A 12,479-nucleotide genomic window follows, 5' to 3' on the forward strand; every position below is an offset into this window, starting at 1 on the left:
GGTCGGCATGTTGCCGTCGACCCCGAGGAGCACCCCATGCCGACCCGTTCGCCTCGTCTGTTCGGCCGAGGATCGTGGCCCGAGGCCTCGCGCATCGCCGACATCCTCCGGCAGGAGACGATCGGCGGAGTGCTGCTGATCGGCGCCGCCGTGGTCGCGCTCGTGGCAGCCAATGCCGGCGACGCCTATGCCGAGCTGCGCGACACCGTCGTGGGGCCCCACGCCCTGCACCTCGATCTGACGCTCGGCACGTGGGCAGCCGACGGCCTGCTGGCGATCTTCTTCTTCCTCGCGGGTCTCGAGCTCAAGCGCGAGTTCGTGGCCGGCGACCTGCGCGACCCGAGACGGGCAGCGATACCCGTCATCGCAGCAGTGGGCGGCATGGCCGCCCCGGCCGTGCTGTTCGTCGCGATCAATGCCGGCGGCGCCCTGCGCGGGTGGGCGATTCCCACCGCGACCGACATCGCGTTCGCCCTCGCGGTGCTGGCCGTCATCAGCACGCACCTGCCCTCCGGCCTGCGGACGTTCCTGCTGACCCTCGCGATCGTGGACGACCTGCTGGCGATCACCATCATTGCGCTTTTCTACACCGCCGACCTCGACCCGGTGTGGCTCCTGGCCGCCCTCGTGCCGCTCGGGCTGTTCACCCTCCTGGTGCAGCGGCGCGTTCGCGCCTGGTGGCTGCTGCTCCCCTTGGCCGCCCTGACCTGGGGCCTCGTCCACGCATCGGGCGTACACGCCACGGTCGCCGGAGTCCTCCTGGGCTTCGCCGTGCCGGTCCTGCGCCGGGACGGACAGGACGGACCCGGGCTCGCCGAGCACTTCGAGCACCGATTCCGCCCGATCTCGTCGGCCGTCGCGGTGCCGGTCTTCGCGTTCTTCTCGGCCGGGGTGGCGATCGGCGGGTGGGACGGCTTCACCGGTGCGCTGTCCGACCGGATCACCATCGGCATCGTCGTGGGGCTCTTCGCGGGCAAGACGATCGGCATCTTCGTCGCGACCTGGCTCGCGGCGAGGTTCACCCGCGCCGACCTCGACGACGACCTCGCGTGGGTCGACGTGGTGGGCCTGGCGATGCTGGCGGGAGTCGGGTTCACGGTCTCCCTGCTGATCGCCGAGCTCGCGTACGGCGCCGGGTCGCAGGCCGACGAGCACGCGAAGGTCGGCATCCTGCTGGGCTCACTGGCCTCAGCCTGCGCGGCGGCGGTGCTCCTGCGGGCCCGCAACCGGCACTACTGCCGGATCGAGGAGATCGAGCGCCGCGACGAGGACGGCGACGGCATCCCTGACGCGTTCCAGACCTGAGACGGCATTCCCACCCGCGGATCTCGCGACGTGATCCGGGTCACAAGTGGCTACCCGCCTAGTCCCAAAGAACCATATGCACATGCTGTGGGTAACGCTGTGAACATGTGTACTCCCGGCATCGCAGACGATTCCACCCCGGAGTCCCCAGCTGCCACCGGTCCGGAGCGAGACGCGATGGCCCCGCCTGCCGCGTGACCACTCCGGGTTTCGCCGCCGCCGCGCGGGGGTATCCCGGCCGGGAGATGACGATTCAATCACTGGTGACCCAGCGCCCCGGCCGGCCGGATGCCGGCGCGCCGGCCTCCGACACCGCGCCGCGAGGATTTCTCGACTGCCGAGGTGAGTGGCAGGCACTTGACGAGGAGGGGGACGCAGATGCTGCTTCCTAAGGCACGCGGCGAGATCAGCGAGGCGCTGTTCGAGGCGCTGCGGTCCGACACCGGCGACCTCGACAGCCTGCTGCCGGTTCCCGCGAGCGACGCCGACGACATCCACATCGCGCTCTGGGCGATGTACGAGCTTCATTACTCGGGTTTCGAGGACGTCGACGACGAGATGGAGTGGCATCCCGGCATCCTCGAGCTGCGCCGCGCCCTCGAGCGCGACTTCGAGAGCGAGCTCAGGGCACGCCTGCCGCAGACCGTCCTCGGCGAGCCGTTCGCGGAGGCGCTGTTCGCGTTCATCGCCGACCACGACGGCCCGTCGCTGGCTGCCTTCGTCCAGCGCAAGGCCGACCGCGAGCAGGTGCTCGAGCTGCTGAGGCACCGCACGATCTACCACCTCAAGGAGTCCGACCCGACCGCGTGGGTCGTGCCACGGCTGCCCACGGCTCCCAAGGCCGCGCTGATGGAGCTGCAGTACGACGAGTACGGCGACGGAGACCCCAACCGACTCCACGCGCACCTGTTCGCCGTGGGACTCGAGGCCTCGGGCCTGCGCGCGGATCCGTATGCCTACATCGATGACGTGCCGGTCGAGGTGCTGGAGGTCAACAACGCGATGTCGCTGTTCGGGCTGCATCGTCGGCTTCGCGCCGCCTCGCTCGGACATCTCGCGGCCTTCGAGGCCACGAGCTCGCTGCCGTCGCGCCGCATGGTGCAAGGCCTGGAACGGCTCGAGTTCCCGCGCGAGATCATCGACTACTACGAGGAGCACATCGAGGCCGACGCGGTGCACGAGCAGCTCGCCGTGCGGACGATCTGCGGCAGCCTCGTCGCCGAAGAGCCTCAGCTCGTCGACGACGTCCTGCTCGGCGCCTTCACGTGCCTCGACCTCGAGGACCGCTACACCCGACGCATGCTCGACGAGTGGGGCGTGGAGGAATGACGGAGCACGGTTTCGACCATCCGGACGTCGTCATCTGCCCCGGAGGCCCCTTGCTGCTGCGCGGCAAGCACGTCGTCGAGGACGCGGACGGCGTCACCCACGAGACCTGGCGACCCGTCAGCGCGGTGTGCCGGTGCGGCAAGTCCGCCGACCAACCCTGGTGCGACGGCACCCACAAGGTCCTGCCGCCGCGCGACCGGCCCTAGTCGCCGGCCTGATGCAACGCCCGCGTCGCAGGCCCCTCGAGGACCTCGCCGTCGGGAGAGAACCTCGACCCGTGCAGCGGGCAGTCCCAGCTCTTCTCCTGGTCGTTCCACGACAAGATGCCGCCCAGGTGCGTGCACACGGCGCGGACGGCGCAGGTACGCCCGTCGACGGTCGAGACTCCGGTCGGCAGCACCCCGTCGCGACCGACGCGACCCTCACCCTCGGGCGGGGTGTCCGGTGCCTCCTTGAGCTCGGCCGACACCAGGCCCTTGGCGAGGTGCACGCCCACCGCGAGGTTGAGCTCGGCGATCTTGGCTGCGCCGGCCGGTCGGGTGATCCTGCGTGACATCGGCTTGGACCAGGACACCGGCTCGCCAAGCAGGCTGGAGGTGAGGTTGCGCGCCGCCGCGACAGCGTTCGACATGCCCCACTTGTCGAAGCCGGTCGCGACGTGGAACTTGCCGCCGCCGCGCGGGAGGTATCCGACATAGGGGATGCCGTCGTGCGACTGGTAGTCCTGCGCCGACCACACGTGCGTCTCCACGGCACCGGGGTAGTACGTCGCCGTCCACTCGCGCAGCTCGTCGACCAGCTGGGCCTCGGAGTCGGCTCTCCCGACGGTGTGCCCGTTGCCGCCCACCATGAGCTTCGTCGCGCCGTCCGTGCGCGGGATGTCGCGCACCGAGCGGGAGGGCGTCCCTGCCGACAGGGCCATCGGCATGGGCGTGGTGGCGAAGTCGAACGCGAGGGCGTACGACCGCATCGGCTCGAGCTTGGCGAAGTAGAGCCCGCGGTCCAGGATCGGGGTGCCGGTCGCGAGCACGACCTCGTCGGCGCTGACCTGGGCGCCGCCGTCGAGGTGCAGCGTGGGCCGGCCGGTCTTCGAGGCACTCACGACGCGGTGCCCCTCGTGGATCGTGCCGCCGTGCTCGCGCACCTGACGGGCCAAGGCGATCAGCACGTCCAACGGGTCGAACTGGTACTGCTCGGCCAGCATCACGCCGCCGTGGTTGGGGAACGGCAGGTCGAGCGAGTCGTGCCACTGCACGTCGAGCCCCAGCGAGCGAGCGGCGTCGTGCTCCTTGCGCACGGTCGCGACCTGCTGGGGCTGTGCGGCGTACGTGATGGCGTCTCGCGTCTGCACGGGGACGTCATGGTCGGCGCAGAACCTGACCAGCCACTTCTGCCCCTCGAGGTTGCCGTCGACGTACGCCTGCGCGACGTTGTGCGACTGCTTCTGCAGGATCGTGGACAGCTTGGTGCCCTGCAGCAGCGAGAGCTTGGCCGTGGTGTTGCCGGTGGTGACCGCGCCGACGTGGCGAGCCTCGATGACCGCGACCCGTCGACCAGCACGGGCCAGGAGCAGGGCGGTGGTGAGCCCGGTGAGACCGGCCCCGACCACGATGTCGTCGAGATGCTCATCGACCGGCAACGGGTCACTGGCGGGCAGGTCGGTCCGATCGAGCCACAAAGACGTCATGACCCGGGCGTACCCGCACGTCCCGGCGACAAACGCGCCGCCGTCCTAGGCTGGGTGCATGGCCGGACTGCGCTCGATCGCCCAGGAGCTCTACGGTCGGCCGTTGTCGGAGTTCATCGCCGCACGCAAGGAGGCGGCCGCCGGCGCGGGCGACAAGGAGCTGGCCGGACAGGTCAAGACGCTGCGCAAGCCCAGCGCCGGCGCCTGGGCGGTCAACGCCCTTGCACGGGAGCGGGCGGAGCTCGTCGAGGAGGTCGTCGAGCTCGGCGAGCAGCTGCGCGACGCCCAGTCGGACTCCGACGGCTCGCGCACCCGCCTGCTCGACCGGGCGAGACGCGACCTGACCCGGCAGGCGCTCGACGAGGCCGCCGAGCTGGTCGAGGCCTCCGGCGGGAGCTTCAGCGACCAGGCCGCCGCCGGCGTCGAGGAGACCCTGCGAGCCGCCATGACCGACCCGGACGCAGCGAACGCCGTGCAGGACGGCCTGCTGGTCGCCACGTTCGCCGCCAACCCGTTCGAGCCGGTCGACCTCTCGGAGGTCGTCGCGATCCCGCCCGAGGGAGCCCGACCGCGGACGAGGAAGAAGCCCGCCAAGACCGGTCCGACACAGCTCGAGCGCAAGCGCATCGAGGCGGCCGAGGCGACGGTGGCCAAGGCGCGCCGCAAGGCCAAGGCGGCAGCCGACGAGCTCGAGTCGCTCGTCGAGGAGCGCGAGGAGCTGCAGGAGGAGCTCGCCGACCTCCGCAAGCGGGCCAAGGCCATCGAGCGCGAGATCGCCGACACGGAGCGCGCCCTCGACAAGGCCGACACCGTGGCCGACCGGGCCGAGGAGGCCGAGCGGTCGGCCCAGGAGGCCCTCGACGACGCAGAGGCCGAGCTCGAGCGGCTCCGCAACGGTTGATGCTGGCGCCTCCGGGTAGTTCGCGCTCGGAGGAAGGAGAAGCGATGACCGAGCACACCGCGCAGGCGCTGGTGATCGTCGACATGCAGGTCGACTACTTCAACGACGGCGAGCTCGAGCGTTGCCGCGACGACCTCGTCGCCGCCTGCAACACGCTGTTCGAGCGGGCGACCGCCGCCGGCGCACCCGTCGTCGAGGTGCGCACCGAGCACCGGCCGGACCGGTCGACCTGGGCGCTCAACATGCGCGAGGACGACAGCGGCATGGTCATCGAGGGGACGCCCGGTGTCGATCCCGTTCCCGGGCTGCGCACCGAAGGCGCCCTGCGCGTCGTCAAGACCCGGGACAGCGCGTTCTTCCGCACCGACCTCGAGGATCTGCTCCGCAGCCGGGGGGTCGAGTCGATCGCCCTGGTCGGCGTCTCGACCGAGTCGTGCATCGCCACGACGGCCGCCGACGCGTACGCCCGCGACCTCCGCGTCGTGCTGGTCGACGAGGCCGTCGCGTCGATCGATCCCGGCCTCAATCGACGCACGCAGGAGCAGCTGGAGCAGCAGTACCGTCAGCCGACCGTCCGGCTCGACGACGTCGCGTTCGACGCTCCGGGCCGCGCTGCCGTCAGCGCCTGAGCGCGGCCGGCGTCAGCTCCCGTACGCGGGTGTGGGCGATGGCCGCGCGCGCCGCGTTCATGCCGCACGCACCGTGCACGCCGCCGCCGGGATGGGCAGAGGCCGAGGCGAGGTAGAGGCCGCGGACGGGGGTCTCGGCGCGACCGAGTCCCGGCACCGGCCGGAAGATCAGCTCCTGGTGCAGCTGCGCCGTGCCGCCATTGATCGATCCGCCGATCAGGTTGGCGTCGCGCTCCTCCATCTCGCGCGGCCCCAGCACCCGCCGGGCCAGGACCCGCGACCCGAACCCGGGCGCCAGCTCCTCGATGCGCGCCTGCATGCGATCGGCGAACCGCTCGCAGTCGTCGCGGTCCCACACACCGCGGATGCTGCCGTCGCCCGCGTCGCCGACCGCGGCCTGCGGGACGTGCGTGTAGGCCCACAGCGCTTCGGTGCCGGGAGGCGAGCGCGTGGGGTCCGTCGTCGTCATCTGGCCCGCCAGCATGAACGGGGCTGCGGGGATCGAGTGGTTGGACACCTGGGTCAACGCCTCGGTCATCTGCTCGACCGAGTCGGCGATGTGGAACGTGCCGGGTGCCGCAGGCGGCGGCGAAGCCCATGGGACGCCCCCGTCGACGGCCCAGTCGACCTTGACCGTGCCGGGATCGAGCTCGAACGACCGCATCGCCTTCGTGGTGCTGGCCGGTAGATCAGCCTCGGACACGAGTCCGCCGTAGAGGTGCGGAGCAGCGACGTTGGCGAGCACGGCCCGGGTGGCCCCGAAGCGTTCGCCGTCCCTCGTGCGTACGGCGACGGCCCGGCGGCCGGCGACCTCGATGCGGGTGACCTCGGACGAGCACTGGATCTCGCCGCCCAACGACTGGAAGCGGCGGGCCAGGGCCTTGGTGAGCTCGCCGGCGCCGCCCTGCGGCACCGGGAACCCCACGGTCTGACCGAGCATGACCAGCAGGAGGCCCATCAGGCCCGAGCCGGGGGCATGCAGCGGGATGTCGGCGTGGGCCGCGTTGCCCGCGATGATCAGCCGCGGCGACCGGCCGCCGAACCTCACGCGGCCCAGCTCGGCCGCGGGGGTCAGCATCGAGCGCACGAAGTCCAGGCCGCCCACGCTGCGCAGCTTCGCGAGCGCCCCGATCCCGTGCTTGACCGGAGGAAACGGCGACAGCAGCGCGCCGACCATGTGGTCGCCGATGCGGTCCCACTGGCCGCAGAGCTCGAGCCACGCATCACCGTCACCGGGGTGCTGCTCGTCCATCTGCCGGGCCGTGAGGTCGCGGTCGCGGTGCAGCATCGCCCACTGGCCGTCCTTGGTCGGATGCCCGAAGACCGCCGGCGCGTGCTCCCACGTCAGTCCGTGGTCCTCGAGGTGGAACGACCGGATCGTCGGCGATCCTTCGGCCAAGGGGTAGAACGCACTGAAGGTGTCGTGCACGAAGCCGGGCTGGACGTCCTCGGCACTCCGCACCGCTCCCCCGACCTCGGGCTGAGCCTCGAGGACGAGGACCGACCAGCCGGCGTCGATCAGGTGGTTCGCCGCGACGAGCCCGTTGGGTCCGGCACCGATGACCACCGCGTCGTACGCACGACTCATCCGGTCTTGTCCTTGCCGGTGACCCGCGCGATCACGTTGCGGCCGATGCCGACCAACGCGTTGCCCTGCGCACCGTGCAGCAGGTTGCCGGCGAAGTTGGACTCCAGGACGTTGCCCTGCGTCGGCTCCACGTGGGTCGTGCGGTCGATGGCCCCGAACCTGAACAGCGGCCCGACCAGCATGTCGAAGGCCCACGGCACGGCGTTGAACCCGAACCGCATGAGGTCGTTGGCGATCCCGACCTGCGTACGGGCGCGGTGCCGGTCGAGCCGGCGCAGCGTGATGCGGGCGACCCGCTCAGGCGACAGGACGGGCGGCGGAGGGCGGCCGGCGAATCCGTCGTAGTTCGCGGCTTGCTCGTAGATCGGGGTGTCGACACCCCCGGGAGCGACGTAGGCGATCGTCACGTCGTCGAGGTCACGATTCTCCAGCTGCAGCTGCCGCGCCAGCGCCCGGACCCCCCACTTGCTCAGGACGTACGCACTCATGCCCGGCACGCCGATGTGGCCGATCACGGAGCCGAACAGCACGAGCGAGCCGGCCCGCTGCCGTCGCAGGACGGGGATCGCGTGCCGGGCGATGTTGACCGAACCGGTCAGGTTGGTGCGCAGCACGCCGTCGAAGACGTCGACCGGGACCTCCTCGGTGCGCCCGTACGCCACGACGCCGGCGCAGTGCACGACCGCGTCGATCCGGCCGTGCTGCGAGGTCACGGCGGTCATGAGCTTCTCGACCTCGGCGTCGTCGCCGACATCCGTCGGCAGCACGAGCGCCGACGCCGCACCGGCCGCCTCGCACTCCCGGGCCACCTGCTGCAAGGGAGGTTCGCCACGCGCGACGAGGACGACGTGATCGCCCGCCTCGGCCGACTGCAGCGCGACGGCCCGGCCGATGCCGCTCGACGCTCCGGTGACGACGAGGACCCGGGGGTCCGAGGTCACGGCTTGAGCACCACCTTGATGCAGCCGTCCTGCTTCTTCTGGAACATCTCGTACGCGCCGGCGGCGTCCTCGAGCGGGACGTGGTGCGTCGCCAGCGACTCGACGCCCAGGACGTCGGCGTCCTGGTCCAACAGCTTCTGGATGTCGTCGGTCCAGCGCTTGACGTGGCACTGGCCCAGCCGCATCGTGATGCCGCGGTCGAACATCTCCATCATCGGCATCGGGTCGATCTCGCCGCCGTAGACGCCGCTGACCGAGACCGTGCCGCCACGGCGGACGGACTTGATCGAGTCGACCAGGGCCGCCATCCGGTCGATCGCCATCTTGTCGGCGAGCGGGTTGGCGACGGCGTCCGGCAGGAGCCCCACCGCGGTGATCGCGGCCTTGGCGAACGGGGAGCCGTGGGCCTCCATGCCGACCGCGTCGACCGTGCCGTCCGCTCCCCGCCCGTCGGTCAGGTCGAGGATCGCCTCGGGCACGCTGTCGACCGAGCCCATGTCGACGACCTCCACCCCGTACGAGCGGGCGAGGTCCAGGCGCTCGGGAACTCGATCGACGCCGATCACCCGCCGTCCGGCATTGAGGGCGATGCGCGCCGTGAGCTGACCGACCGGGCCGAGCCCGAACACCGCACACGTGCCGCCTTCGGGGACGTCCGCGAACTCGTACGCCTGCCACGCGGTCGGCAGGATGTCCGACAGGTAGAGGTAGCGCTCGTCAGGCGCACCGTCGGGGACCTTGATGGGCCCGAACTGCGCCTGCGGGACCCGCAGGTACTCCGCCTGGCCACCCGGCACCGAGCCGTAGAGCTCGGTGTAGCCGAACAACGACGCGCCCTTGCCGGTCTTGGTGTTCTGCGTGGTCTCGCACTGGGCGAACAGGCCGCGCGAGCACATCCAGCAGTGTCCGCACGAGATGTTGAACGGGATCACGACGCGGTCGCCGACCTTGAGGTCGCCCGCCTCCGGGCCGACCTCCTCGACGACACCCATCGTCTCGTGACCCAGCACGTCGCCCGGGTCGAGGAAGGGGCCGAGCACCTCGTAGAGGTGGAGGTCGGAGCCGCAGATCGCGGTCGACGTCACCTTGATGATGGCGTCGTTGGGCTGTTCGATGACCGGGTCGGGCACGGTCTCGACCGAGACCTTGCGTCGTCCCTGGAAGGTCAATGCGCGCATCAGTTCTCCTTGGTCGTTCGTTGGGTGGTCCTGCCGGCCTCGTGCCGGCCTTCCGCGAGGAATGCGAGGCGGCGCAGCGCCTCGGTGTTGCGCCACTTCAGCGACAGCCCCTTGATCGGCTCGGGCACGAGCACGCCGGGACCAGCGACCGCGTCCTCCACGATCGTGACCTCCGTCTGCGCCCCGACGTCGCTCAGCCGCATCTCGACCTCAGCCTCGCCGATGGGCCAGCCTCGGGCCCGCAGCTTGATCGAACGGCCGGGAACGACGTCGAGGACCTCGGTGTGGTCGTTGATCACGAGCGGCCAGACGCCGACCGAGTGGTAGAGGCGGCTGCCTTTCTCAGGCCAGTTCTCGTCGACGTCTCGCATGCGGGTGGCGCCGACGACCCACAACGGGTAGAGCCAGCCGTCGGCCAGCACCGCCCACACGGCGTCGGGGGTGGCGTTGACGATGCGCGTGTTGACGCTCACGGAGCGGTCTCCTCGGGGGTCGGGTACATCTTCGTGTCCCTACCCAAGCCCCACCGCGTACAAACAACGAGGCAGGGGCGCCGGTTTCGCCGCCCGGGCAGCGGGTACGCACACGGCCCGCCGACCCAGGAGAACCATGCCGTCCGAGCCCCTCACAGCCCTTGCCATCAACTGCACGCTCAAGCCGAGTCCCGACGCGTCCAGCGGCGACCTGATGGCGCACCAGTTCCTCGATGCCCTTGCCGAGCACGGGGCCACCGGAACCGTCATCAGGGCGGTCGACCACAACATCATGCCGGGCGTCGAGGCGGACATGGGTGACGGCGACGACTGGCCCGCCCTGCGGGACCAGGTGCTCGACGCGGACATCCTCGTCTTCGTGTCGCCGACGTGGATGGGGCACATGTCGAGCGTCGCCCAGCGGGTGCTCGAACGGCTCGATGCCGAGCTGTCGAGCGAGGACGACGACGGCAACCCCGTCCTCTACGGCAAGATCGCGGTCGTCGGAGTGGTCGGCAACGAGGACGGCGCCCACAAGGTGACCGCCGACCTCTACCAGGGTCTGAACGACGTCGGCTTCACGATCCCGGCCCAGGGCGGGACGTACTGGAACGGCGAGGCCATGCAGACGACGGACTATCGCGACCTCGACGAGACACCGGAGCCCGTCGCGTCGGCGATGCAGGCCGCTGTGGCCAACGCCGCACATCTTGCTCGCGCCCTCAAGGAGTCGCACTACCCCGGCGCGTCCTGAGTCCCGCCCGGGGATTGGCCGTGCGCCGCAGGGGTAGGTTCCGGGCATGACCACGATTGACCTGGGCCGGCCCGAGAAGGGCGATGTCGTCGACCTCATCATCGAGGACCACCGGAGGTTCGAGGCGCTTCTCCGCGACCTCCGCAACATCGAGAGCGATCGCGAGAGCGTACGGGCGGCGTTCTCCGCCCTGCACGTCGCGCACGCCGAGGCGGAGGAACGGTTCGTCTATCCCGAGCTGCGCCGCAAGACCTCCGCGGATGCCGAGGAGATCGAGCACGGTGCCGAGGAGCACGCCGAGGGCAACGAGGCCTTGCTCGCGCTGCTCGAGTGCTCGGGCACCGACACCCAGAAGTTCGACGACGCCCTCGAGAAGCTCGCCGAGCTCGTCAACCACCACCTGACCGAGGAGGAGCTGACGATCCTCAATCCCGCTCGCGAGGACGTCGGTGAGCCGACGCGGACGGCGCTCGGCGAGAAGTTCGCCGCCGAGCGCAACCGGCAGATCGATGCCGACTGCGGCGCGATCGAGAACGTACGCCGTCTCGTCCGGGAGGCCCGCGCTGAAGGACTCCTGGACGACTCAGAAGACGCATGACGCTGCGCCAGGTCGGCGTCGAGGAGGAGATGTTCCTCATCGATCCTCGGACCCGGCAGCTCGCTCCCGTCTCCGACGACGTCGTCCACTCGAGCCGAGAGGCCGAGGAAGGGCTCGACCAGGAGCTGTTCCTGCAGCAGATCGAGACGGCGAGCCGGCCGCAGTCCGACCTCGCAGCCCTCAAGGCTGACCTGATCGAGCAGCGCCGGCGCGCGGCCGGGTCCGCGGACGCCGTCGGCGCGACCGTCGCCGCGGTGGCCACCCCGGTGCTCGCCGATCCACACGGCATCGTCACGCCGAAGGAGCGGTATCACACGATGCTGGACCGCTTCGGCGAGATCCGCCGGCAAGGTCTCGTGTGCGCCACGCACGTGCACGTCAGCGTCGAGCAGCACGAGGTCATCGGGATCATCGACGACGTACGCCCGTGGCTTCCGCTCCTGATGGCCGTCTCGGCCAACTCCCCGTACGCCGAGGGTGTCGACACCGGCTACGCCAGCTGGCGCGGACAGCTGTGGGACGCCTGGCCGAGCGCCGGCCCGGTCGAGCCGTTCGGCGACCTCGCGGGATACCGGGACGCGGTCCGGGAACTGGTCGGGTCGGGAGCCGCGCTCGACGAGGCGATGGTCTACTTCGACGCTCGTGTGGCCCGCAGCTATCCCACCGTCGAGATCCGGGTGGCCGACGTCTGCACGAACCTCGACGACACCGTGCTCGTCGCCGAGCTCGCGCGAGCGCTCGTCGAGACACTCGCCCGTGAACGTGCCCGCGGGAGCGTCGCGGAGGGCTGGCGGGTCGAGCTGCTCCGTGCGGCCCGGTGGCGGGCCCGCCGGCACGGCCTGGCCGACTCCCTGCTCGATCCCGTCACGCGGGCCGTCGTCCCGGCCGAGAAGGCGCTGTCGACCCTGCTGGAGCACCTGCGCCCCGTGCTCGACGACCACGGCACGACCTCCCTGGTCGAGGACGGCATCCGCCGCCTGCTGGTCGACGGGACCGGCGCGGACCGCCAGCGGGCGGTCGCCGGTCGGTCGCCGGACCTCACCGCCGTCGTCGACGACCTCGTCCGGCGGACGCAGGCGTCGTTCGACGACTGACG

13 protein-coding genes are annotated in these 12,479 nt (G+C 70.8%); 8 read left to right on the forward strand and 5 right to left on the reverse strand.

Features of this window, described 5'->3' with window-relative positions; all coding sequences use genetic code 11:
• The first annotated feature begins 36 nt into the window (after positions 1–36).
• The 3 genes from nhaA to AB0N22_RS09460 all read left to right on the forward strand — a co-directional run bounded on the left by nhaA (position 37) and on the right by AB0N22_RS09460 (position 2,840).
• Entirely contained in the window at positions 37–1,305 is a 1,269-nt protein-coding gene (gene nhaA / locus AB0N22_RS09450) for a Na+/H+ antiporter NhaA (RefSeq protein WP_364638644.1), read from the forward strand.
• Between the two features lie 378 nt (positions 1,306–1,683).
• A complete protein-coding gene (locus tag AB0N22_RS09455; protein WP_364638647.1) occupies positions 1,684–2,634 on the forward strand; it encodes an iron-containing redox enzyme family protein in 951 nt (316 codons plus the stop codon).
• Positions 2,631–2,840, forward strand: coding sequence for a CDGSH iron-sulfur domain-containing protein (locus AB0N22_RS09460; protein WP_364638650.1), 210 nt, complete (start codon positions 2,631–2,633; stop codon positions 2,838–2,840). Before AB0N22_RS09455 ends, AB0N22_RS09460 begins: the two co-directional genes overlap by 4 nt.
• Here AB0N22_RS09460 and AB0N22_RS09465 read toward each other — a convergent pair.
• Positions 2,837–4,321, reverse strand: a complete 1,485-nt coding sequence (locus AB0N22_RS09465; RefSeq protein WP_364638653.1) for an FAD-dependent oxidoreductase — start codon at positions 4,319–4,321, stop codon at positions 2,837–2,839. The two genes, AB0N22_RS09460 and AB0N22_RS09465, sit on opposite strands and share 4 nt — an antisense overlap.
• A gap of 58 nt (positions 4,322–4,379) precedes the next feature.
• Between AB0N22_RS09465 and AB0N22_RS09470 the strand changes: the two genes are divergently transcribed.
• Positions 4,380–5,222, forward strand: a complete 843-nt coding sequence (locus tag AB0N22_RS09470; protein WP_364638655.1) for a hypothetical protein — start codon at positions 4,380–4,382, stop codon at positions 5,220–5,222.
• A 44-nt stretch (positions 5,223–5,266) separates the two neighbouring features.
• The gene (locus AB0N22_RS09475) at positions 5,267–5,851 is read left to right on the forward strand and encodes an isochorismatase family cysteine hydrolase (protein WP_364638658.1); all 585 of its coding nucleotides are present in this window, start codon (positions 5,267–5,269) and stop codon (positions 5,849–5,851) included.
• On the opposite strand, the gene AB0N22_RS09480 is transcribed toward AB0N22_RS09475, so the two are convergent.
• From AB0N22_RS09480 to AB0N22_RS09495, 4 genes are read right to left on the reverse strand one after another with little or no spacing between them, the layout of a single operon-like run.
• On the reverse strand, positions 5,841–7,439 hold the full coding sequence (locus AB0N22_RS09480) for an NAD(P)/FAD-dependent oxidoreductase (protein WP_364638661.1): 1,599 nt from the start codon (positions 7,437–7,439) through the stop codon (positions 5,841–5,843). The two genes, AB0N22_RS09475 and AB0N22_RS09480, sit on opposite strands and share 11 nt — an antisense overlap.
• A complete protein-coding gene (locus tag AB0N22_RS09485; protein WP_364638664.1) occupies positions 7,436–8,380 on the reverse strand; it encodes an SDR family NAD(P)-dependent oxidoreductase in 945 nt (314 codons plus the stop codon). The genes AB0N22_RS09480 and AB0N22_RS09485 overlap by 4 nt, the downstream gene beginning before the upstream one ends.
• Complete coding sequence (locus AB0N22_RS09490) at positions 8,377–9,558, reverse strand: zinc-dependent alcohol dehydrogenase (protein ID WP_364638667.1); 1,182 nt, start codon at positions 9,556–9,558, stop codon at positions 8,377–8,379. Before AB0N22_RS09490 ends, AB0N22_RS09485 begins: the two co-directional genes overlap by 4 nt.
• On the reverse strand, positions 9,558–10,031 hold the full coding sequence (locus AB0N22_RS09495; protein WP_364638671.1) for an SRPBCC family protein: 474 nt from the start codon (positions 10,029–10,031) through the stop codon (positions 9,558–9,560). Before AB0N22_RS09495 ends, AB0N22_RS09490 begins: the two co-directional genes overlap by 1 nt.
• Before the next feature lie 136 nt (positions 10,032–10,167).
• Here AB0N22_RS09495 and AB0N22_RS09500 point away from each other — a divergent pair, with 136 nt between their 5' ends.
• Genes AB0N22_RS09500 through AB0N22_RS09510 form a run of 3 tightly spaced genes read left to right on the forward strand, consistent with a single transcriptional unit; the run spans position 10,168 to position 12,477 of the window.
• Positions 10,168–10,785, forward strand: a complete 618-nt coding sequence (locus AB0N22_RS09500; protein WP_364638674.1) for a flavodoxin family protein — start codon at positions 10,168–10,170, stop codon at positions 10,783–10,785.
• Positions 10,786–10,831: 46 nt separating this feature from the next.
• Complete coding sequence (locus tag AB0N22_RS09505; RefSeq protein WP_364638677.1) at positions 10,832–11,383, forward strand: hemerythrin domain-containing protein; 552 nt, start codon at positions 10,832–10,834, stop codon at positions 11,381–11,383.
• Positions 11,380–12,477: a glutamate--cysteine ligase gene (locus AB0N22_RS09510; protein ID WP_364638680.1), complete on the forward strand. Its 1,098-nt coding sequence runs from the start codon at positions 11,380–11,382 to the stop codon at positions 12,475–12,477. The genes AB0N22_RS09505 and AB0N22_RS09510 overlap by 4 nt, the downstream gene beginning before the upstream one ends.
• The last annotated feature ends 2 nt before the right edge of the window (positions 12,478–12,479 follow it).

The organism is Aeromicrobium sp. NPDC092404 (assembly GCF_040684095.1).
Taxonomy (GTDB): Bacteria; Actinomycetota; Actinomycetes; order Propionibacteriales; family Nocardioidaceae; genus Aeromicrobium.